This window comes from Micromonospora sp. SYSU B005, from assembly GCF_055362685.1.
The window spans coordinates 92,988-116,729 of record NZ_JAXCFU010000012.1 but is presented as its reverse complement, the minus strand read 5'-3'; the positions used below and the strand labels follow the sequence as shown (position 1 = coordinate 116,729).

Annotated in this window: 9 protein-coding genes and 1 tRNA gene; 2 read left to right on the top strand and 8 right to left on the bottom strand. The window is 66.6% G+C overall.

Annotated features, from left to right (window positions below):
- Positions 1–15: 15 nt before the first annotated feature.
- Positions 16–99: transfer RNA gene (locus SM452_RS24160), tRNA-Leu, on the top strand.
- Here the strand turns inward: SM452_RS24160 and SM452_RS24155 are convergent.
- The gene (locus SM452_RS24155) at positions 81–1,763 is read right to left on the bottom strand and encodes a recombinase family protein (protein ID WP_355510080.1); all 1,683 of its coding nucleotides are present in this window, start codon (positions 1,761–1,763) and stop codon (positions 81–83) included. The genes SM452_RS24160 and SM452_RS24155 overlap by 19 nt on opposite strands.
- A complete protein-coding gene (locus tag SM452_RS24150) occupies positions 1,760–2,026 on the bottom strand; it encodes a hypothetical protein (protein WP_355510077.1) in 267 nt (88 codons plus the stop codon). Before SM452_RS24150 ends, SM452_RS24155 begins: the two co-directional genes overlap by 4 nt.
- A 1,525-nt stretch (positions 2,027–3,551) precedes the next feature.
- Here SM452_RS24150 and SM452_RS24145 point away from each other — a divergent pair.
- The gene (locus SM452_RS24145) at positions 3,552–6,167 is read left to right on the top strand and encodes a PHP domain-containing protein (RefSeq protein ID WP_463840771.1); all 2,616 of its coding nucleotides are present in this window, start codon (positions 3,552–3,554) and stop codon (positions 6,165–6,167) included.
- A gap of 726 nt (positions 6,168–6,893) precedes the next feature.
- Here SM452_RS24145 and SM452_RS24140 read toward each other — a convergent pair.
- The 6 genes from SM452_RS24140 to SM452_RS24115 form a co-directional block, all read right to left on the bottom strand.
- Complete coding sequence (locus SM452_RS24140) at positions 6,894–7,517, bottom strand: endonuclease domain-containing protein (protein ID WP_463840770.1); 624 nt, start codon at positions 7,515–7,517, stop codon at positions 6,894–6,896.
- 261 nt (positions 7,518–7,778) lie between these two features.
- Entirely contained in the window at positions 7,779–8,993 is a 1,215-nt protein-coding gene (locus SM452_RS24135; RefSeq protein ID WP_463840769.1) for an McrC family protein, read from the bottom strand.
- A gap of 2 nt (positions 8,994–8,995) precedes the next feature.
- Positions 8,996–11,245, bottom strand: a complete 2,250-nt coding sequence (locus SM452_RS24130; protein ID WP_463840768.1) for an AAA family ATPase — start codon at positions 11,243–11,245, stop codon at positions 8,996–8,998.
- Entirely contained in the window at positions 11,242–15,336 is a 4,095-nt protein-coding gene (locus tag SM452_RS24125) for an Eco57I restriction-modification methylase domain-containing protein (RefSeq protein WP_463840767.1), read from the bottom strand. Before SM452_RS24125 ends, SM452_RS24130 begins: the two co-directional genes overlap by 4 nt.
- A complete protein-coding gene (locus tag SM452_RS24120; RefSeq protein ID WP_463840766.1) occupies positions 15,333–18,215 on the bottom strand; it encodes a helicase-related protein in 2,883 nt (960 codons plus the stop codon). Before SM452_RS24120 ends, SM452_RS24125 begins: the two co-directional genes overlap by 4 nt.
- Complete coding sequence (locus SM452_RS24115) at positions 18,212–23,389, bottom strand: DEAD/DEAH box helicase (protein ID WP_463840765.1); 5,178 nt, start codon at positions 23,387–23,389, stop codon at positions 18,212–18,214. The genes SM452_RS24120 and SM452_RS24115 overlap by 4 nt, the downstream gene beginning before the upstream one ends.
- Positions 23,390–23,742: the final 353 nt, after the last annotated feature.

Below are 23,742 nucleotides of genomic sequence, written 5' to 3'. Positions count from 1 at the left end.
GGCTGGTACGTGCAGGTCCGGGTGGCGGAATGGCAGACGCGCTAGCTTGAGGTGCTAGTGCCCGTATAGGGCGTGGGGGTTCAAGTCCCCCCTCGGACACGACCCATAGGCCCACGGTGTGCGCTGAGATCGGTTTCAGCGTGCACCGTTTGCGCTTCAGGGTGGTATGTCAGCCGCAGGCCGAGCTGGCGGTAGACCTCGGCTTTGTCGGCGGGGTCCGCGTCGCGGAGCGCGGTGACGATGTTCCCAAGGGCCTCGACCAGCATGGTGATCTCCGCCTGGGTCATCCGGCGTGGTGCGGCGGAGCTCTCGGCATGCAGCTCGGTTTCTGCCCGGGTCCGTTCGGCTTGTGTCTGGGCTATCCACTTGCTGACGATCGAGGGGTCGGCTCCGGCGTCGAGGGCTGCCCGGTAGCGCTGCAGTTTCGTGTCGCACTCGGTGATGGTCGCGCGGGCGGCGGTGATGGCGGGGGATGGGTGGTCGCCCAGCTGGGCGTCTGCCATCGCGGTGATCGTGTTCTCGATGCGGTCGGGGTGGAATGCGGTGGCGAGCCAGGTGTCGAGTGGGTCGGTGAGGGTCTCCTCGCGGAGGTAGACGTTGCGGGGATGGGTGACGTCGTTGGCGAGGGCGTATTCCTGGGGGAAGCGGCAGCGGTAGTAGGCGGCGCCGTGGTTGTACTGGCCCTGCATCCGGCGGTTGCAGGCGGCGCAGTAGATCAGGCCGCGGAAGACGTACGGGTTGCGGGCGCGGCGGTGCCGTTGCGGGATGTCCAATCCCAATCGGTGTCGTGCGAGCAGTGCCTGCGCCTGTTCGAAGGTGGCCTCATCGATGATCGGTGGGTGGGTGATCTCCTTGGAGACGACCCACTTGTCCCGCGGGTTCCAGCGCATGACTCCGGTGTGACCGAGCGCGACGTCGTCGACGTCGAGGAGGACTTCGTCGGTGCGCTGCTTGTTCCAGACCTGCCGTCCGGTGTACCTGGGGTTGGTGAGGATGACCCGCACGGCGCTCTTGGACCAGGCGATGCCGCTGCGGTGCGGATTTCGGGCCCGGTCGTGTGCGGAGGGGCAGGGGACGTGGTTGCTGGTGAGTGCTTCGGCGATGGCGTAGAGGCCGCTGCCATTGAGGAACTCGTGAAAGATCTGGCGGACGATCGGTGCGGTCCGTGGGTCCGGGGTGAGGCCGCGTAGGTGTTTGCCGTCGGCTGCCTTCGCCGGGTTGGGATGGGGGCCGAGGTCCTGCAGGGTGTAGCCGTATGGGGGACGCCCCCCGAGGTAGCGGCCTTCGAGCAGGGTCTGGGCGGCCATGGCGGTCCGGACGCGCAGCTTGATCCGGTTGCGTTCGCCCTTGCTCATGCCGCCGAAGACGGACATCACCAGTTCGTGGGCTTCGTTGTCAGGGTCGATCGGGCCGCCGATCTCCGGTACCCACAGTTCGACGCCGTAGTGGGCGAACAGCGGCACGGTGAGACCGAACTGGTTGCCGTAGAAGGCTCGGTGGGGTTCGCCGACGACGACGGCGGAGAATCCGCGTCCGGGGTCGCGGAGCGCGGCGAGAAGTCGGCTGGCGTGCGGGCGGCGCTGCCACGGCAGCGAACGGCTCTGGCCGATGTCGAAGTACTCGGCGGTGATCTGGCCGTTGTGGGGCTGGATGAGGGTTGTTGCCCGGCTGAGTTGCCAGCTGCGGGAGGACTCGGGGTCCTGGTTGTCCTCGGTCGATACGCGGCCGTAGAAGGCGAAGGGTTTCGGTGGAGGGGTGGTCATCGGTTCTCCCTGTTCGAGTTGTCGGTGCGGCGGTCGTTCATGTGTCTGAGGAGCTTCAGCAGGGCCGCAGCGGCGCCGGGGTGCAGTTCGGGTGGCTGGCCGGGTAACACCACGCTGGTGACGCCGGGCGGTGCGCTGCTGTCGATGGTCTCGACCGTCCATGAACGGTCGTCTTCGCTGGGTTGGTCAAGTCGCTCGTCGGTTGGCGCGGTCGAATCCGGCTCTTGGTGATGTTCGGTCTGGTGGTCGGGCGGCAGCGTCATGCGCCTCCGTCCGGCGGTCGCCCCGGCCGGCACACGCTGCGGTGGGCGTGCACCGTTCGGTCCTTGGCCTCCGTCAGTTCGCTGTGAGAGGGGGCGGATTGGAGGGCGATGCCAGCATCGGCGGCGTGGTTGGGCGGGATTGTGCCGCTGCAGCTCGTAGCGCTGGCGACTCGTGCCGTGGCACATGGGTGGGTTGTCATGGGAGATGTCCTTCGGGTTGGTCGGTGCCGGTTCCTCCGGCGGGCATGAAGAAGCGGCCGGTGCCGTTAGGCGCCGGCCGCTCGTTGAGCAGTGGGCGTTACGTCTCTGCGGTCGTCAGGCTGGTTGGTGGCGGCCGTCCAGGTTGGTGGCAAGCCTCATGATGGCGCGGCTTGCTGTGCGCCCGTGTGGGCCAACTTGCTGGAAGAGCACTCTCTTCACACCGAAGAGGTCACTGGTTCGATCCCAGTATCGCCCACCATGAATATATACAGGTAGGAAGCCCGTCACCGGATTCACCGGTAACGGGCTTCTCCGCTGTTGCCCCTTAAATTGGGAGCAGATTGGGAGCAGGCAGCTCCCCGGCCTACCGACGACAAGCCGGCATGGCAACCGCCCGGCCCATGTCACCCGTTGGAAGTCGAACACCAAAGCATGGCTGATGACACACGGAAACAGCTCAGATGCTCAGGACCGACGTGCCGGGGCCCCGGGAGCAGTCCGGTGCGCAGTCGTGCTGGAGCGACAGCTTCGCCAGGACGTCGATGGGGACACAATGGCGTATTGCAGCCTGGGCTGTGGCTGTGAGCTCGCCTTAGCCTTTGAGGAAGCTCGTACGTAGAGCCAGGCGCAGCGGCCAAATCCCGCCCGGCGGCGTATGACACCGCCTGCGACCTTGCCGGCGCCAGTCTCCTGCGACGAATCCCGGCGGCGGCGACGCTTCTGCAGATCGTCGAGGAGAAGCTGTGGTCGGAGTTCGTGACGGCCGTCTACGTCGCGGCCGACTCGAACAACGCCGATCGCTACGTCGGGAGCGCGGTCCGGTCGGGGCTCGCCAGCGTGGACGACCGTATCCAGGAGCATGTACGAGCCGGTCGGGCGACACGCTGGACCCGCCTGATGGTGGTGCCGCTGATCCCGACACCGAGGTGGCTCTCGTGCGTCGGATCGAAGGACGCGTCGGCGCGGTGCTGCAGCCGTTGGACACGATGCGGCTGCCGACCATCAGGGCCAGAAGGCCTGCGGGCTTCAGCCCGCCTCGGTAACGGAACGTCCGGAGTGGTTGGCTTCGTCCTTGACGGTGCGGCCGACCACCCCGCCAAGCCGGAACGCCTTGGCGGATCGGACGGCTGGTCGAGCCAATGGTCCGGTGGACCTTCATCCGGTTGGCGCCTGGTCGTACATATGGGCGAGTGTCGCCCCTCTTCTTCAGCTCGCTGAGCGTTAGGGTGTCGAGCCGGACGCTCAAACGGCGACGAATGATCACGGAGCGAGTGCTTTGACGCCAGCAACGGCACCAACGGAAAGCAGCCAGGCAGCATCGCCGGTGAGCGCGAAGCACGGACCGGCACGGTTCTGGGCTGTCGACCTCCACGTCCACACCCCAGCCTCGCGCGACGTCGACGTGCACACCTACGGCGCCATCGAGCCCCGGCAGATCGTCGACGCGGCGATCGCCGCCGGACTCCACGCGATCGCCGTCACCGACCACAACACGGCCGGCTGGTGCGACCGGATGGCCGAGGCCGCCCGCGGCACGACGCTCGTGGTGCTGCCCGGTCTGGAACTCAGCACGGCGGAAGGGCATCTCCTCGCTATCTGGGAGGAGGGCACCCCGGCACAGCATCTCGAGGACGTGCTCGTCGAACTCGGCGTTGTCCGCGCCGACCACGGTGACCTGCACAAGGCCCTGGACAAGGGCTTCGCCGACACCGCAAAGATCATTGCTGCCCGGGGCGGCCTGGCGGTCCCGGCGCACGCCGACCGGGAGAAGGGCCTGCTCCGCCTCGCCGTCGCCGACCGGATCAACCAGACGCTGCTCGACGACGCCATCAGCGCGGTCGAGATCGTCGACGTCGCAGAGGCTGAGCGGATCAAGGCCCGGCTCGACGGCCGGCGCGAGCTCGCGCTCGTCCGCAGCTCCGACACCACGGCACCCGGCGTGAGCTGGCATGTCCTGCGCGGCATCGGTCATCGCCGGACCTGGATCAAGGCGTCGCGGCCCGACCTGCGCGGCCTCCGGCACGCACTGGCGGATCCGGAGTTGCGCGTCCGCCTGGACGAGCCCCGAGCGCCGGAGCACACGGTGATCGAGTCGGTGACCGTGACCGGAGGGTTCCTCGACGGGCAGCAGTTCCAGTTCTCGTGCGACCTCAACTGCCTGCTCGGCGGGACCGGCGCCGGCAAGTCGCTGCTGATAGAGCTGGTCCGGTTCGCCCTCGACCAGCAGACCGACGCCGGCGACTTCCCCCATGTCCGCAAGGAGGTCGACTCCCGGCTCAAATACGCCCTCACCTCCGGCTCGACTGTCGAGGTCGTCCTCGCCCGTGGCCACGCGCGGTGCCTCGTGCGCCGGGCGTACTTCGAGGACGGCTCCACCCAGCCGGAGTTCATCGGCGACACCGAGCAGCTGACCGGCCTGGCCGGCCGGATCGCGATCACCGGGTTCTCGCAGAGCGAGGTGATCGAGTACGCCCGAACGCCGGTCGGCCGGATGGCGCTCATTGACGCCGCGCTCGACTTGAACGAGTTCGAGATCCGCGAATCGGACGCGGTCGGCCGGCTCATCGACAACGGCCGGCTTATCGGCTCGCTGGAGTCCAAAATCGGACAGGCCCGCGCCAGGTTGGAGACCCTTCCAGACGTCGAGAAGCGGTTGGAGGAACTGTCCGGCCTGTTCGACGGCGAGACCATCAAGATGCAGGCAAAGTGGAGTGCCGAGAAGGCCCTCTTTGAGCCGGTCGTCGGCATCCCCGAACTGAAGATCACCGTCCGGACCGACGGCGGGGACAAGTTCCGGGGCTCAGCCGCGATCGCCGACAATCAAGATCTTTACCAGCGAGTGCAGGCCGCGTACAAGCAGCTGTGGGAGGCGATCGAGGCGGCCAACGCGCAGGTGGCCCAGGTCCTGTTGGTGGTGAACAAGGAGCTGGTCGCTGTCCGGCAGGAATGGCTCGAGCGGTACCGGAAGTTCGACCAGGAACTCGCCGAGGCGGTCAGTCAAATCGACGTCGACAACAAGGGCCTCGCCGCGCTGCGCATCCGGCTGGTGGAACTTCAGACGGAGAAGGCGAAGCTCGACGCCCAGCGGACCCAGCTCAACGACGAGTTCCTGCCGAACCTGGTCGCCGCCACGACCTATCGGGAAGAGTTGATCACCGAGCTACTCGAGGCGCGCAAAGCACGCCGTCGGCGGCGCGAAGAACGGATCAAGGCGCTCAACAAGCTCATGGGCGGCATCGTCCGGATCAAGATGCTCTCCGAGAACGACGACTCGGCCTATCTGGCCGACCTGACCGCCATCGCCAAGGGATCCCGGCTGCGCGCCCCGGTCCTCAAGCTGATCTGCGAAAAGACCCTGCCGGTAAAACTGGTCCGCTCGTTCCTCGCCGACGACGTCGACGGCGTATGCACCGCCACCGGCGTCGAACGCAAGCACGTCGAGACCCTCTTCGAGCACGTGCGGGAGAAAGGCATCATCGAGGACTTCCTGCGGATGCAAACCCTCGACTTGCACGACGGCCTGTCCGTCGAGTTCCGCAAGCAGGCCAACGACGGCTATGTGCCGATCGAGCGGCTCGCGCACGGACAGAAGTGCACCGCCATCCTCATCATCGCCCTCGCCGACGGCAACGACCCTCTGATCATCGACCAGCCCGAGGACGCGCTTCACGCCCCGTGGATCGAGGAATACCTTGTCGCGAAACTGCGCGACTTGCGCGGTGGCCGGCAGTACATCTTCGCCACCCGCAGCCCCGGCCTAGTCGTCTCCGCCGATGCCGAAATGATCATCACTCTCACCTCCGATGCGAACAACGGCGTCGTCGAAGCCACCGGCTCCCTCGAACGCCACGACCTCAACGTCCTGACGCTCTACCACCTGGAAGGCGGTCCGGTGCCCTTCAAACGCCGAACCGTCAAGCTCGGCTCGTCGATGAACTAACGCTCGGCCACGCTGACAAACAGCGGGCCAACGCCGCAGCCCACCCCGGACCACCGCCCGCGACCCTCCGCGGCGAGCGGGAAGTCGTCAGAGTCCACGATCCACGCCAAGATCGAGTGCTCCTCGCTCGGCACCGCCGACGCCCGTGCCATGCGCGCCCGCACTTCCACCGCGACCGCCCGCGCCATCGTCGCCCGGGCGGCTGGAGCGGCCCCGCGTACCCCCCACAGCAATCTCGGCCGGAAAACCGGCCGAAAGAGTGGCGGGTAACCGGCCGACCAGCACATATGCCTCCGGCAGGAGCGGTCCAACCGAGACTGCACTACCAGAGGAGGTGATCATCATGGCTCGAGGCGGCTCCCGCACCGTGGCCCGCAGCGCCAGCACAGGTCGGTTCGTCCGCAGCAGCACGGCGGTGCGGTCGCCGCGGACCACCACAACCGAACGCGTCGGACGCGGGACAAGCAACACCCGCACCGTCAACCGCAGCGCCAGCACCGGCCGATTCGTGACGGCAGCCACTGCGGCCCGGCACCCGGGGACGACGATCACCCAGCGAGTCTGACGCGACCCGCGATCGTGAGCCCTTTCCCCACCGGGAGAGGGCTCACAATGCTTACGCCGTTGTGGCGCCGGCACCAGACGGATTGAGATGCCCGGGGACCGCATCGTTTCGACCCTTAGCTCCGGGTCGGGGCGATGCTGGCTTCGGGGCCGATCCGTGGCTCACAGCTCGTTGTCGGTAAGGTTCAACCCGAGCTCGTTGGCCTTTGTCCGCTGCTGCGCGGTCCGTCGAATGATCTCGTCCCCCACGGGCTCACCGACGGCGATCGCCGCTGCGATCCATCCGCCCGCGCCCTGAGGGTCGCCGGTGCAGTGGTAGCAGCGGCAGTCCACCTCATCCCTGATCCGCCGATCGCGATGGATGCGCCCACCGGCGGTGAACCTGTTCATCTCCCAGGGATCGATTCCGGCCTGTGTCAGGTAGGTGCGGGCAGCTTCGATCCACCGTCTCGGCGACAGCATCGCATTGCCATGCAGCTCGACCAAACCGAGGTTCCCGTTACAGTCGGCGCACAGGAGCCCCCGTACGCACCGACCGCACGAATCTCGTCCCGGGCTGCACAAGTGGTCATGGTCGACCGGCAGGGGCACCAGTCCGACCGGGTAGCGCCATGCCGGGCCGCCGCAGATTCCGCACCCGCCGCCCTGCGCCCGCAGTAACTCCCGGTACCGGGTTGCAGTAATGCGGTGCCGTAGCAGCGCCTTCTTCGGTGCCTCCAGGCAGCACACGTCGGAGGCGGGGTACGTGGGGATCAGCCCGAGCAGGCGGGCGTCGGCGATCGTCACACGCCGGATTATGGCGGCCGGGTACGACACCGATCGGGCACGATTGCGGAGCCTGGGGAGCCTGGCTGCCCCGTCCTGCCGGGAGCGAGATATGGCCATTGCTTATGCGAGCTGGCCCACGGGCTGCGAGCGCTCTTCACAGACGACCTTGGGGCCACATGCATCGCTACCGTGCCCGTTCTACCCCGTGTCCCCGGCAGATACAACCTGCGCTACCTGTGCCGCCAACCAGGTGCAGCTACGCCACCCGAAATGCACGTCTCAGCCCGGGCTGCTCGCTCGCCACGAGCCTTCATAGTTGGCCACATGCATGGCCTGCTGAGCCAGGAGGTCGATCTCGATGAGGAGATCGCGTGGCGGCGCGGACAGATCGAGGGGATAGTGCACGATGTCGATCTCGGTGTTGCGGACGCGCCGAGGGCCGGGCGGCGACGCCCCTTGGGCGTACACCAGCCAGCCGGTGCGCAGGCGCAGTGCCGTGCAGTAGGCGAGCATTTGGTAGGCGTCGGCGTTCGGATAGCCAGAGGTAATTCCTTCCAGCTTGTACTTGGCATCGAAGACTGCGACGGGCCGGTCACCGGCGATGTGAACGATGTCGGGTCGGATGGGAATGGTGAGCTCGGTGTCGAGGTGCGCGCCATACTGACTGTCGGTGTGGCCCGGATATTCCACTAGGGATTCGTGCAGCGCCGTGGTGACGAAGTCCTCGAAGACCTTTGCCATGTTGACGACGAACGCGGCCATCGTGACGTCGCCGGGTCCCGGTTCGGCGGACTGATTGCGGAGGACCAGTTCGGCGAGCCTGAGCGCCGGGAGGTACCGGGCGTTGAGACGGCTGGGTCTGTAGGTCGGCTGCGGGGCGCCATGTGGCAGCACCCCAACCCCGTCGAGGCGGCCGTCCAGATGAGTCAGTCGCGACCGTGCTTCGGCGGGCAGCCGCGGCACCGCGAGCATGCGTCGAAGTGCAGTGCGCAGAATCCGATTCTCAGCAATGTCCGCGGCGTACTCGTCGAAGCGGACCTCGATCGGCAGTGGCATAGCGGGGCGACGGGAGAGTTGGTCTGCGAACCTGATCCGGCCCCGGACCAGCGGCAGGGCCTCATCGGTCACGACATAGCCTTGCAGGATTCCCGGCGCGAGTGCACGTTCGACCTGCCGGATCAGTGACTCCGCCAGGGCGGCCCACAGGTCGGGCTCCGGCTTCGCGGCGACGTCTTCTGGCCGGAACCCTGGGTCCAGCGCGTAGCCGAGGAAGAAGAGCAGCCTGGCGATGCCAACCTTGGGCCGGACCTGGACGTCGAGTCCGGCTGTCCGCACCGCGCCGACCTTGCCGGAGGGCAGGATGTGCCACCATCCGTCGCTTTCGGGCCGAAGGCTGACGAGGCCCGTAGCGCTCAGTGCGTTCGCCTGATGGTCGTCCATTTGGTGCCGGACACCGACGCGGTCTAGTTCGGCGAGGCTGATCGACGCGGACACGGTCACGCCTGCGGCAGAGTCGGTGGCTCGGCTGCTGGGACGTCGGGTGGCGGGGGGCTGATCCGGGACCGGACGGCGGCGAGTCCGAAGCGGTTGCGGATCTGTGTCTTGGTAAGCCGGCCATAGTAATGCTCTTCCAGCAGCGGCATTAGGTCATAGCGCCACACCCGGTCAAGCCCTGCCTCCGTGTCAAGGTTTGGCTTCATCAGGTAGGACGGGCCAATCTTGAAGTCGTGGTCCTCCTCACCGATCGACTCGTTCAAGGCGGCAAGCAGCGATGCGCGTTCATCGCCGGGTTTGTTGTTAGCCTTGAGCCACTTGCTGAGCACGTCGCGCACCGGCGGGTCGTCGGGATGTAGCTCGACGAATGCAAACCGGCGTCGGATGGCCGCGTCGACCAAAGCGATCGACCTGTCGGCGGTGTTCATCGTGCCGATGATGAAGACGTTCGGGGGCAGGTTGAACGCCTCGGACGGTGAGTACTGCAACCGAATGGTGGCGTCGCGGTACTCCAGCAGGAAGTAAAGCTCACCGAACACCTTGGCTAGGTTGGCCCGGTTGATCTCATCCACGATCAGCACGTACGGCCGCTTGGGATTGTCGCGTGCCTCAACCGCGATCTCACGCAGCGGCCCAGGCGTCTTGGCGAAGGCAACTGACCCGCCATCGGCCCCTTCGACGGGCCGGAAGCCCTCGAAGAAGTCCTCGTAGGCGTACGACGGATGGAATTGCACCAACCGTACGGCATCTCGTTCGGCGACATGCGCGGCGAGCGCTCGTGCAAGGTACGTCTTTCCTGTTCCCGGCGGTCCGTACAAGATGATCTGCGAACGGTCCTGCCACAGCTCGATGAGGTCTTGTAGCCACGGCCGGGCGATGTACAGCCTGGTCGCAAGATCCTCGGTCGCGTTCGGCAGCTTCGGAACGACGCGTGCAGGCGGTGGGATCCGCTCGGACGGCTCAACCGTATCGGACGACTCCGCGCTGGTGTCCACAAGTGCTGACAGCACCTCCAGCGCGCCGGTCAGGTCGACGACCGTGCCTTGCTGATCCAGTTCGGCCGGTATCGGTGCCGGCAGCGTCTCGACCGGCAGTGGGGGAGTCGCCAGCCAGCCGGCTGGACGACGCAGTCGCGCACCGTTGTCGGCGGCGTGGTACTCCGGGTCCCCGTCGATGACGCCCAGGTACAGGTGGTCATCGACAAGCGTCACCACAACGTCGTCACTATCCATCTGGGACAGGAACGCGTGGTACTCGTTGGCCAGCGCCACCCGCTGGGCATAGTCGAGGTGCTGGTAGCCGGAATCGACTGTAGCCCGAACCTCGGACTTAGAGGCCCCGGGCGGCACGTCGCCGAAGTGGGACGCTGCCAAAGAGACGAACGACTCTCCCGTCCAACGGGTGACAAGTTCGTGCCCGCCTTGGCGGGGTCGTACGAGCCAGGCGCGGCGCTCACCTGGCGGCCGGTCGGCCTGCTTGCGCCACTGTGCGATGAACGGCGCCTGGTAGTAGTCCACCGCCTGCCCTGCCTCGCGCTGGATATGGACGGTGATCTCGAATAGGTCCCGGTTGAGGTCGCCGGTGAGCGCCGTGTCCGGCTCAGCAAACGCGGCCCGGATCGCGTTCTTGTGCGCCATGTTCAGGATCGGCAGGAAGTGCGTCGGGTAGGCCAGGTACAGCAACTCCTCCCGTAGCGACGGCATGATCTTGTGCTGGTAGATAGCAGCCTGCCAGGCCCAAGGGCCGGTGAACGCATGCTCTCGCTGCTCCGCCGGCAGCACCCACCAGTCGCACACCAACTCGACGGCGTCCACCAGCCATTTCCACAGCATGGTGTGGGCGCCGGTTCCGCCATTCCATGTGCCCTGTGTAAAAGCCGCCAGCACACGCTCGGGCACCGCGACGGGCTGCCGCATCCAGCTCAGCACCGTCAGCACCCGCTCGCGCAGCTTCTCTGGCGTCAGGTTCAGCAGCGGCAGTCCCTGCAGCGTCAGCAGCTCTGCCGCCAACTGGATTGCCTCATCCGACGCCGAGGCGAGCTGGCGCTGGAGCTTCACCATGAACGGGTCTTTGCCCAGATCAGGCTGCTCGTTGTACCAGCGGCGCAGATCCTGAGCGACATCCAAATTCCACACCGACCGGTCGGGCGTGAACAGCGACCGTCCCTGACGCAGACCCTGATCAATAAGGTCCCGGCCTACCTGGCGGACCAGCTCATCGTGACGCGACGGGATGATGACGTCGTCGCTCATGCGCTCGCCTCTTCTCGTGCCGGATGCCGCAGGCCTTGACCAGGCGGTGGATTCAAGACCGTCTCATACGGCTTGCCGCTGTCGATCGCCTGCTGCATGGCGTCATACGTGTCTAGGATCAGCCCCTTGGTGCGGTACTCGCCGTGTGCCTTTTCGTCGCGTTCTCGGACAACCTTAAAGGTGTCCATGATGTAGTCGACATCCTCACGGCACACGCCGTAGAGATGGAAGTAGGCGGCATCCAACTCGGCGCGGAGCAACGCGCGACGGGGTCGATCCCAGACGAACGGTGGCCCGTCGTCGCCGTGGTCGCGGGCGAAGCCTCCGAGATCGTACGCCGTGTAGCTCAGCTCCAGGACACGCGCGGTTACCCACGACCCCAGATCGGTACCCGCCTGCCAAGGCGCTTCGTTTCCGTACGTCCAGGGCGGTAACACCGGGAGCTGCTTCATAAGGAAGTACTTGAACGACGCGCCGGATGCTTTCTGCCTGGCCGTGTAGTCGAGGACGAAGGCGCTGAGGTTTGCTTGCAGCGCTGCTGCAGGCTGCTGCTGCGGAAGGGCGAGCAGGTACTTATCACCTACGCCAAACCGCGGTATCGCTGTGGCGATCAACGTCCTCTCATCCACGCCCCGGGCAATGTCACGCCAGCCGAGGAGCCAGTCATTCGACCAATCCGGCTTGCCTCGGTCCTCATCTCCGGCGAGCTTGTCCTCAACCAGACCTTCGGGCACCCAGTATCTTGGTAGCGGCCCGTGCGCCGGGTCAGCGTGGGCGCGGTCATCGAGCCGCGGCAGCGTTCCCTTGTTGAGTTGTTCCTGGGTCGCGCCTTCGTATGTTGAGAAGCGGTGGTCGAAGTGGTGCGCCATCTTTGCTTCGTACAGCGGCAGTAGCCGCTCGCCGCCGCGGCGGTAGAAGTTCCCCCGACGCGACCAGCCGTCCGCCTCGGCCTTCTCCCCGATAATGAAGTGTCCCGAGTCGGTTGCCATGTCGAGCATCCGCAGAAATGTCAGTCCCCACGGGTTGCCGTCGGTGTCGCCGTCGCGCCAAAGGACCGGCGTGCGGTGGTAGATCCCGATAGTTATCTCTGCATCGCGCCGGGAGACGAAGACAGGACAGGTACCAGTGTTGGGGTTGAGGAGCAGGATTTCATTGGGCGTGATCGAGTAAGCACGGTCCAAAATCTGAGCCGCCTGGCGCACCCGAAACACGAGCGACGCTCGGGGTGACCGTCGTCCCGACAGGGCGAGGAGGGCAAACCGGTACTGGTTGTGAACGTTCGGGAAGACCTTGTCTTCATTCTCGAAGTCGTGCAGTGCCACGACGTTCTGGCGTTCGACGAGGTCTCTGAAGAACCGCTGGGTGGTCGAGTCGGTGGCAATGCCAGTTGGGACGACAATTCCAAGCCGCCCGACTGTTCCCATGATCGAGCGGGCTGCCTCGGCGAAGATGGCATAGGTGTTGATGTCACCGGTGGCGGTCAACGGGTATCGCCCAGACTCGCGAATTAATGCGCTGATGCCGTCGGACACCCGGAGCGCGTCCATCCATTCCCGGTGGAGGGCTCGATCGGCGGCGCTTGCCGAATCGCCCAATGCAGCGATCATCCGCTTGCGAGTAGCCGCGTTGGCGGCTGTCGCGATCTCGGGGTGCCGGGCGGCAAAGAACTCCTTCTCCTGGAGTTTGACCCGTTCCCAGGGCGGGTTGCCGAGCACACAGGAGAAGCCACCGCTCCAGCCCTGAGGGGTGCCTTCTACGGTGTCTTGGTCGACGTGAAAGACCTCAGGGAACTCGACATGCCAATGGAAAAAGCGATACTTAGCAGCTACTTGCTCTGCGTAGTCGGTGAAGCGGGCGTATGTGGGGCTGAGCGGGTCGCCGGCGATGGCTCGCATGATTGCATTAGTGGGCGGTTCGGGTGTCGCGTTGGTCCCGGTGGGCGGCATAGGCCACACGAATGCGGCACACCAGGTGTCGGCGTGTACCCGGCGTGCCCGGTACTTCGCTGACTGCTCGTGGCTCTGCCAGCGGCTTGCCTGGTCGCGGACCAGGTTCACGTCGTCGGGGAGTTCGAGCAGCGCGGCGCGCTGCGCAGCCAGGTCGGCATTGGACGGGTCCGGACCCCCGATGAACAGCAGGTCCTGGGCGTATCCGTCGTGGCGGATAACCTGAGCTTTGTTGCGCTTGCGGACTGCGGCGGCGGTCTTTTTGTCGTCGCCTGTCAGCTCTTTGAACGTTTCGTCGGGCAGCGGCCCGCGAAGCAGCACCGGGGTGGCACCGAGGAGGGAGTTGCCGACGCGGATGCGGGCGTCGAGGAAGCCGAGAGGCTTGCCCGGTTCCAGCGCCTCCATCCACAGCGACACCTTCGCCAGCTCAGCGGCTAGGTCGTTGAGATCGACACCATAGATGCAGTGACCGATGACGTCGCGGAGGGCGTGCTGGATCTGCGCCGGCGTGGGTTCGTCGTCGCCGGACCGTACCTGGGCGAGGCGGCGGGCAATCCGCCGTGCTGCTGCGACTAAGAAGTGGCCGGATCCACAGGCGGGGTCGCAGACGGTCAGGGCGAGCAGGCGTGTCTCGGCGTCCGTCGGACTAGTCGCATCGGCGACGGTCTCTTGGAGCAGAGGGTCGAGCGTGGTGTCGAGTAGTGCCGATACCAGACTCGGGGGTGTGTAGTAGGAGCCGGTGGTTTTGCGGTCGTTGCCCTTGACGTTGAGCAGGTGAAATGCCCGGTCGTCGAGGTCGACGCGTGGGTCGAGTTCGAGCAGGGATTCGTAGACGCTGCCGAGTTCCTCGGCACCGAGGTTGCGGTAATCGACCGGCTGGACGCGCTGGCCCGGCAGCGCGACCCAGGCGAGTTTGCGAATGGCGGTGAGGAAGTCTTCGTTCGTCAGTGCGCAGCCGAGGAGCGGGTCTGGGCCGAGTGCGTCGATCTTCGGGAGGTTCGGGTCGGGGTCAAATAGTCCGGCCAGCGGCGGCAGTGCGAGGCCGGGGTGTCCGCCACCGCCGAGCGCGCGTAGTACGAGTACCTGCGCCTTCCAGAGGTCGGGATGAGAGCTGCCGGCGCGGGCGCGTGAGAGCCGCCGCAGTCGTGCCGTAGAGAAGTAGCGGGTGTACCGGTCGCGTTCCTTATGCGCGTCCTTCGGGTGAAGCAGGGCGTCACGGTCTTCGGCGACGAAGCAGAACAGCAGCCGGTACACCAGCCTGAGCAGCGCGCGGTGGTATTGAGCCCTGCTCAGCGTGCCGTCGCGTAGCGCCTCTACGAGGGGGCGGTTGGCGGGATGTTTGATGAATCCGGTACCGAAGGCAGTGAGGGCTTCCTCGACGCCGTCCCGGAGCCGGTCGAGCAGTCGCGTGCCCGCTTCAGCGGCCTCGCCGCGCCAGACTTCGAGCCAGCAGCCGGCTGGATTGGCGACATTGCCGTCTCCCGTGGATCGTGCCTCCAGTCGGGAGACGTGGCAGAGCTGCCACATGAGCAGGAACTCTGGGTACAGCTCGCCCTCGAAGATGGCTTCGAGGTCGAACTCGAGGTAAGCAGAGCCGGCTAGGGCGGTGGAATCGCGGAGTAGACGTAGGCGCAGGCCGTTGGACAGGATGGCCCACAGGTGCTGGTCGCTGCGGTTGAGTAGTTCCTGCACCATCGCCTGAGGTGCGCGGGCAGCGCCGGATATGGCCGGGTTGCGGTGATTGAGGTCGATGCCGGGGCCGAGCAGGTGGATTGGTACGTGCTGCCAGGCATGCGAGATCGGGTAGGTCCGGTCATCAATGGTGTAACCCCCGTTGACGACCGGCACCTGGCCGTAGCCGAGTTCGCGCAGGAGGACGAGTAGCCACTGTTCCCGGGCGGCGGCGATGCCCGCTGTGCCGGGCGGCTGGGCGGCGACGTGCTCGCGCCATGCCATCCACGCGCCGCGCAGGTAGGACCAGGCGCGGCTTGCGGCGTCGCGGATCGTCTCGCGGCCGACCAGATGGTACGAGGCGGGCGACAGGCTGGTCCGGTCCTTCAGCTCGCCAGCCTGAATACGGGCGAGTAGGCCGGGCGGCACGACGCCACCTACCGCGTGAATGCCTTGAAAACCTGGAGCATTCATGAATGCGCCGCCGGACGGTAGAGGTAGACGCCGAGCACGTCGACTGGGAGCTGCGGCTCAACGGTCAAGCCGCGGATGCTCAAGGCACCGGCCCGCTCGCCTCTTGCGGCAGTACGGACCCGGACGTGGGCTTCGCGCAGCGAGTCGGCGAGTTCGTGAGCGAAGCGGTCGAGGTGACCGGCTATGGTGGGCATCGCGTCGAGGATTCCCTTCATGACGTTGCGCGCGATGTCCGCGCTGAGGTTCCGATCTGGTCTGGCGGCCATGAGCGCCTCGACGGCGACTGGATCGAGCCAGTGTGGGTCGGCCGGCATGCCGGTGAACGCCAGTGGCCGAGCCTCTTCGGCTACCTGAGCATGCGGCCCGTACCGTCCGGGGAGCGTGAGATTGGCGCGGACCCTGGTTAGCAGCAGCACCGTGGGTTGGGTGACTGCGGTCGTCAAGATGACGCCACATCGACGTGCTGGGCGGGCGGCAGCAGGCAGCGCAGGGTCGAGTGCGGCGTCGAGGACATACCGGGCGATGGCCGTGGAGGTGCTGTCGGTCCGGTTGAGGACTGCGGCACCGCGCGGTGCCGGCAGGTCACGCTGGAAGACGACCGGCTTGGTCGAGCTGCCCACGATGTCGCGGAGACCGACCGGCAGCACGGCTGGTTCGACGGTGAAGCCGAGCGGTGTCGGGCTTAGGATGCCGCCGCACTCCTGAAGTGCGGTGGCGACGAATCCCGCGACATCATCCGGGCTGCCGAGTGCGGCCCGCATAGCCTCGACCTCGCGCTGCACCTCGCCGGGGCGAATGGTGTGCTGGGCGTACCGGCTGCGGCTACGGCGCTCCGCTTCGGCGCTGCTCTGCCAGTCGAATTCGAGCTGCTGTGCCTGTTCGGGCAGGCCGATGTCGAGCGTCTCCTGCACGTACACCGGGCCACGCTGCATGACGCGGTCCATGATGGCGGTCAGAACCTGGTCACTGGTAGCCGGCACGGGAACGCTGATGCCGAGGTCGCGCCGGATGGCCTCATGCTTGCGGATCAGGACGTCCATAACGATACGGTCGATGACGTTGTCGGCGCCGTAGAGAGTTACGGCACGGACGACATCACGGGGCTGACCGAACCGGTCGACTCGGCCTTCGCGCTGCTCATGCCGGGTTGGGTTCCATGCTAGGTCGTAGTGGACGACAGCCTGGAAGTCGTGCTGGAGGTTGACGCCCTCCGAGAGACAGTCCGTGGCGACGAGAATTTTGTCGGCGTTGCCGGCGCGGTCGGCCAGGCCCCGGACCCGAGCTGCGCGATCCTCGGGCGGCAGCTCGCCAGTGACGACCTCGACGACGGCCTTCGGGAACGTGGCAGAGAGGTGGCCGGCAAGGTAGTGCGCGGTAGGGATGAACCGGCAGAAGACGATCGGGTGGAAGCCCTCCTTCAGTAGCTGCCGCACCGTCGTGGTGATCAGCGCCAGCTTCGTGTCGAGCTTGAGGCGCTGCTTTGGATTGGTCTCTTCCGCGATGGCGATGGCACGCTGCCGCAGGTCGTGCAGGACCGCTGCCGTACTGCCTGTGCCCGGCTCGTCAGGAAGTGCGCCGGGCACTGCATCAGCTATGTCGAGGCTGTCCTCGTCGATGAGGTCGAGTACCTGAGCGGCACCGGTGGCGTCTGCGGCGTCTGTGCTGGTGGCGTTCGCCGTGGTCGCGCGGGTGGCAAGCGTTGCCGCAGCAGCGGCAGGCGACGATGCCAGGGAGCGCAACAGCGACAGTGCGGACCACCAGCGCACACGCTGCTGGACCCGGCTGCCGGTGCGGTCGGTGATCTGACCCTGGACATAGGCCATGACGTCGTCCAGCAAGCTGCGGTAGGTCTCGGACAACCCGTAGGTCTGCTCATCCGTGGCCCGGTCGGACGGGAACCTAGTGTCGTCGCCGAGAAAGTCCCGGATGTCGGCGCGGCGGCGCTGCACCAGGTGCGCGGCCAGCCGACGGCGTCCTCCCTCGGCTGCGAGGTTCATGTCCCGCAAGGCAGGGTCGAGCAGCGCGATGAGGTTGCGGAACGTCTCCTCCTTCCCGCTGTGAGGCGTGGCAGTCACGAGGATGAGGTGGCGATCACCATCGGCAGAGAGATCCTTCAGCAACCGGTACCGCTGGGTGCGTCCCTTACCGCCGACGGCGGTCTCGTCGCTGACGCACGCGTGTGCCTCGTCGACAATGACCAGCTCGGGTGCGGCGCGCAGGAAGTCATCCCGACGCATGTCCGACTTGATGTAGTCGGTCGACACGATCGTGAACGGGTGCCGTTCGAAAATCGACTGGCCGTACTCCAGGCCGCGCTCCAAGCGGCGGACCGTCCCAGGCAACACAGGCTCGGCCTGAATGCCGAACTTCGCCTGCAATTCGAGTCGCCACTGCTCGGCGAGGCTCGGCGGGCACAAAACGCTCAGCCGGCGGACGCTGCCCTGGGCGAGCAGCTCCGCCGCGATCAGGCTTGCCTCCACCGTCTTGCCGATCCCGACATCGTCGGCGATGAGCAGCCGGGTGATGTCCTGCCGGAGCGCGAGCAGCAGCGGCACGAGCTGATACGGGCGCGGGTCAACGGCGAGTCCGGCGAGGCTACGGAATGGGCCGCCACTGGCTCGGAATCCAATCCGCAGGGCGTCGCGCAGCAGGCGGGCGCTGCGATCATCGCCAAGATCATCTGGGGTCGGGGCTGGGAACGTGGCGTGCGAGACACCCTCATCGACGAACACGCCCGCGATGTCGTCCTCACCACCGGCGAGTGGGCGAAGTACCAAGAATTCCCGGTCGCTGCCCGGGAGAACGACCCATTCGCGTCCCCGCGCGGTGACCAGCGAACCAATAGGAAACGCAGCGCCAGCCGTGGCGGGAGCCGTCATCGGGTCGCCTCGCCGAATACGCCCGGATTCGCGGCCACGGCAGCGGCCAGATCATCGCTGGCGCCGATATGGATCACGTTCCAACCTCCGAAGATCAACGGTGTGGTGTCCCGTGGATGATGCCCGTCGAGGTCGATGAGAACGACCGACGGCATGTCTGCCCGCTCGAACACCAGGTCCACGGCGACACCCTCGACCTCGACGTCGACGCGGCTGGGCAGCCTGTGTCCGTTCTCCTGCAGAAGGCGGAGCAATCGGCCCGCCGGCCCTGACAGTTCGGCGTCGGCAGGATCTTCCGCCCGCCCCCGGCCGGTCGGCTCCTGCTCCTGCTCGGGATGCGTCACCGCGGACGCCAGATCCTGCAGGCGCGGCGCGACGAGCCGGCGGTCGATCAGCTCGTGTGAGAGCTGGTTACCGTAAGACAGCAGACATCGATAACAGCCCCGCACGCAGGACGTATCGTCCTCCTCCCAGGTCTCCGGATCGATGTGGATGATCCGCAGTGCTTCGGAAGCGACCCGAGCCATGGCATTGGGCTCGGACTGCAGCCGGCGCAGCACCCCGGCCCCACCTTCGGCTGCCTCGACGAGCAGCACCCGGCCCCGCTGGTCTGCGTCGGGCAGCAGCTCACTGGACAGCTCGGAGTCCTCCAGTTGGAACACCGCCTCAATGCCCCGCTCAATCGCGAACTGCAGGGTGGTCGCCTCCTCGATCGAGACCTGCCCGGCCCATCGCAGCACGAGGATGTTGCGCCGATCCTCGACGTACGGGGTGACCAGTGCCTTGCGATTGACGTCCTCGAACCTCGCCTCCAGATCCTCGTCGGTGTTGCCGTCCGCTGCCGCGCTCTCCCGGGCTTCCTTCTCCGACAGCCAACGGCCCTTCACCAGGTCCAACCAGAAGCCGTGTACGTCCTTGTTCTTGCGAGCTCTCCGACCCAGGTTGGTGACGCGTACCTCGGCCGCGTCTCCGTAGGCCAACCCCGCCAACGGCTGTCCGTCAGCGGCGAGGACCTCGGCGAGGAAACGGCCGGAGCGGCCGGAGCGTGGCACGAACCGGTAGGTGGTGCGCAGCTCGAAACCGATCCGGTTGCGCTCCTCCTCGTCGGCGCTGATCCGCTCCCGTCTCCTGGTGATTACGGTCTGCATCTGCAGCAGGTCCTTCCAGACGCTGCCGAGCCGTTGTCCGCAATGCTGGCAGATCTCCACACCGACCTGCCGCGGGTGGTGATAGCCGCATGCCTCACAGACCCGGGCGGCGGTGCGCACCACCTCGCCACTGACCTGGTCGTCGCCCCCTCGGGGAAGGCTGATCCGCGTCACCTGGTACCGGGCCCCCTCGTGGTAGATCAGCGCACCGGGACCGAACTCCGAGATCGCCAGGAATCGTGGGCGCTGCAGCCAGGTGTTGCCACGGCTGCGGCTGCCAGGCACGTACGCCGCGAGTGGCAGCCGCGGGAATGAATACCCCGGAAGAAAGCCCTCCGACGCAAGGTAGCGATAGGTGTAGAAGTCACTCTGCCCGGCGTCGTCGGTCTCGTTCAACAGCAGCTCGATACGCTGCCGCGCCTCCCGATAGCGTTGATCGGCATCCTCCCGGCTCTGCCGGCCGACCGTCGCGTCAGCCGCGAGATCGGCCGCCGCCTGCCGCTCCGCGTCAGCTGTCGTGTACAGGTCTCGCCACCGACCGCACGCCCGGTCAAACGACTCAAAGGCCGACCCGACCACCTGGGACACCCACTGCACCGTCCACCACGCCGACTGCGCCAGCAGCGGTCGCAGCGGATCTAACAACGCCTGGCCGGCGCGGATAGCCGCCGCTGCTGCCTCGGGTCGCCGCAGCTTTTCGGCCAGCACTTCCTGAACCGGTTGGCGTGGCAGATCCAACGCCAGCACATCGGCCATGGATCGCTTTAGCTGGACGCCGGTTTCCGCCAGCCACATGGCGTGAACATGCGACCGGATCAGGTCCTCGTTGGCGAGATCGAGCCGGGGCGCCTGCACCTGACCGGAGACCATCAAGTGCGACCGCTCGAAGTAGTAGGCGTCGTGGCTGTTGCCACTGGCGCAGTAGGTGACCACCAGGGCCGGCTGCCCGGAGCGGCCCGCGCGCCCGCTGCGCTGCGCGTAATTCGCCGGTGTCGGCGGCACGTTGCGCATCCCTACCGCATTCAGGGACGAGATGTCGACCCCAAGCTCCATCGTCGGCGAGCAGAACAGCAGCGGTAGGCGGGCCCCGCTACGAAACTCCTGCTCGCGTTCCTCCCGCTCTTCGGAACGTACCTGCGCGGTGTGCTCGGCGGCTCTCAACCCGGCCAACCCGGACCCGACATCGAGGTAGAGGTCCCGGAAGAACGGCACAACCCGTGGCCGGTGGTCCGCCTCGAACCGCCGCCGGACGGGGTCAGGCGCACCAGCTTTGCCGTCACCGGCCCGAAGCAGCATCGCGGACGACTTCACCCGGTAGCCGGTCACGTCCTTCTCGATGACCTTGGCCAGCACGCCGTGCGTCTCCAGCACCTTCATCAACGCGAAGATCACGTCATCGGCCTCAGCGGGTGACAGGGTTCGGCCGAACCGGTCGCGGTGCCGAAGCCACCGACCGTAACTGCCGAGCCCGGACAGGTAGATTGCGTGACGAGGGCGCCACTGGCCGCCACGGCCTGGGATGGCAAGCCCGATCGCCGGATCCGGCTCGGTCTCTGGCACGGTCCACAGCCCCGTAAGGTGTTCCCGACTCAGGCGGCGCAACCGGTCCACGAACTCTAGCGTCAGCGCCTCAGCGTCTACGGCCAGTACCCGGCGCATTTCGTCGAGGAGCACCTTCGTCACCTCAAGGCGCTGCCCAGGCTCCGCGTCGACGAGCACCTTGTGCGTGCCGTCCCACAGGTCGTCACGCTCAGACAACAGCGCCAGCACCGGGTAGTCGACCGTCATCAGGCCGGACTGCTCGAGGTTGGGCAGCGTGACCCGCCATCCACGCTGCAGATCGCGGAGGACTCGATACTCCACCACTCCACGCAGCGCCCGGTCGGCCGCACGCAGGTCCAAGGCATCTGGGGCCAGCGCATAGTCCCGGGCCTGCAGGCCAAGCCGGCGGGTGACCGTCGACGTGACGTCCAGCGGATCCAACCCGTCAGCGCCACCGGCCTCAGCCTCGACCATGGCACGGTGCAACGCGGCGCGAAGCTGTACTACAAGCGCGAAGTCGTTGAAGTGACCCGCCTGCAGGCTCGCGTCCTGCCGGTTGTCAACGAAAGTCAGCAACTTGCGCGCGTCGGCACCCAGCGCGGATTCCGGCTGGCTCCGCAGTGCGCGAACCACGCTCGACGCCACCACCGTCATGGCGCTACTACGGCCCTCGCGATCCAGCGTGACCAGCTTGGTGAACTCGCTGGTGCGCAGCTGCTCGTGCGATACCCCGCACCGGAGGCAGAACCGGAACGGCCCAGGGATCCACGCTGCCAGCACCGCGTCATCAGCTGCATCGTACGAAGATCCAGCATCGACGCCTCGGCCATCCGGCTGGACCAGATAGCGAATCGGCACGTCACGTCGCCTAGCTTGCACAACTTGTTGCCCCGCGCCGTCGGCCGCCAGCCACGAGCCCGGCAGACGTCCCTCAGCGACAGGGTCTGCTGGCCACTCGCGGTCCACCGATACGAATAGGTAGCCGTCGTCACTGTCGTTGACCCGTAACCCATGCCGGGCCCGGAACGTCGCGGCTCGGTGGTCGCCCTCCCGGCGCGCGATCAGGTACTCCTGACCGCACTCACGGCAGAACGCCAGCGGATAGAGTCGCCGCTCGGGCTGCCCCGGCAACACCATTTGGAACGTCGTCTCGATTGCCCGCGACGCCACCGCCTCCAACGTCGCGTAGACCGTGCCGCCCTTGGACAGGAATTGGTGGAGCCGGAACGCGAACAGCGGCCTGCCGGTCGCCTCGTCCCGAACCCGCGAGCCGGCGAGCAGCGTCGCGCGGATCGCCGTCGCGCACTGCTCCACCGAGTGCCCGGTCAGCGCGGAGAGCAAAAGCGCCGCATCGGTGACCTTTTTTGGCTTCTGCCGAACCAGACGTCCGCTGCCCTCCTCGGGCATGACGCCGAAGGTGTCCTCGATCCATGAGGCCAGCGGATCGGCGCTGAGCCGCTCGAACCCTGACTGCAGCACCGGATCGTTCGCTTCGGCGTCACCGCGTGCGGTCACCGCCGCCGCCAATTGCGCAGGGTCTGGATCACGTGTCGTTGTCGCTCGAACGAGCGTTTCGGTGATCACGTGCTCCGGCCCGATTTCGGTGCCGAAGATCCGCGACGCGACATCGGAGACCTCGACCTGCTGCTGGCCGACAGTCCCTGCGTTGGCCATCGTCGCCGACGTGCCGATGCACTGCAATGAAGTGCCGGCACCGGAGGCATCTCGCAGCCGGCGGACAAGCATGGCGACGTCCGCACCCTGACGGCCCCGATAGGTGTGCAGCTCGTCGAGTACCAGGAACCGCAATCCCTGCGCGGCCTCGACCAGCGGGCGCCGCTCTTCCGGGCGGGTCAGCACCAGCTCCAGCATCACGTAGTTCGTCAGCAGGATATCCGGACGGCGCTTGAGAATCGCTCGGCGCTCCTCCTCGGTCTCCTGACCCGTGTACCGGGCGAACGTCACCGGCGGATGCCCGCCGTAGCCGAACTCAAGGAACTTGCGCATCTCCTCCTGCTGGCTGTTCGCCAGCGCGTTCATCGGGTAGACCACGATTGCCCGAACACCCTGGCCTGTGCCCTCCCGTAGCACCCGGTCCACGATCGGCACCATGTACGCCAGCGACTTGCCCGAGCCCGTCCCGGTAGTGAGCACGTAAGAAGCGCCCGTCCGTGCGACCTCTACCGCATCGGTCTGGTGGCGGTGCAGGGTGATCGGCGTAGTCCCGACATCCTCAGGACCCTTCTTTACGCGGAAGATCCGGGCGCATTCCTGCTGTAGCAAGCCACGACGTACGAGGTCATCCACTCGACCGCCTGGCTCGAACGACGGATTCAAGGAGGACCATGGGGCTGGCCACTGCGCTCCGCGGGCGCTCTCGGCCTCCACGCGCTCCCGGACCCGCTGGTCGTGGATGTCGACGAAACCATCCGTAAAGGTCCGATAATCCTCGATCAGCCGCCGATGCACCTCGAACGCGTCCACCGCTCACCTCTCGTTCACCGACAGCCCTACTGGATCACACCCCATGCAGCGCCAGTGGCAAAGGGTAACGAGCCATGGACTCGAAGCATGTTCAGGCCGGTCGACCGTTCGGGCGGATACACCGCAGCGTGCGGACGAGGATGCATAACTGCGGGCCGAACCCGGACGCTCACTGCCGCCGGCCACCGGCCCGACGACGAGCGCTGCGAATGGAGTATGGGCCGGTCGCATTGAGCCGACGTCTGCCCTCGGGACCGCATGGGCGCGGCAGCTGTCTCCCGCATCGGCGGTTGCTGATCGCGAATATCATCACCGCGTGACCGACGGCACGCCCTCCCACCCGGCTAGGCACA

Excerpts from the sequence above, each read along its gene's own strand:
- SM452_RS24130 (WP_463840768.1), bottom strand. The coding sequence starts at position 11,245 with ATGAGCGACGACGTCATCATCCCGTCGCGTCACGATGAGCTGGTCCGC.
- SM452_RS24120 (WP_463840766.1), bottom strand. The coding sequence starts at position 18,215 with ATGACGGCTCCCGCCACGGCTGGCGCTGCGTTTCCTATTGGTTCGCTG.
- SM452_RS24125 (WP_463840767.1), bottom strand. The coding sequence starts at position 15,336 with ATGAATGCTCCAGGTTTTCAAGGCATTCACGCGGTAGGTGGCGTCGTG.
- SM452_RS24155 (WP_355510080.1), bottom strand. The coding sequence starts at position 1,763 with ATGACCACCCCTCCACCGAAACCCTTCGCCTTCTACGGCCGCGTATCG.
- SM452_RS24150 (WP_355510077.1), bottom strand. The coding sequence starts at position 2,026 with ATGACGCTGCCGCCCGACCACCAGACCGAACATCACCAAGAGCCGGAT.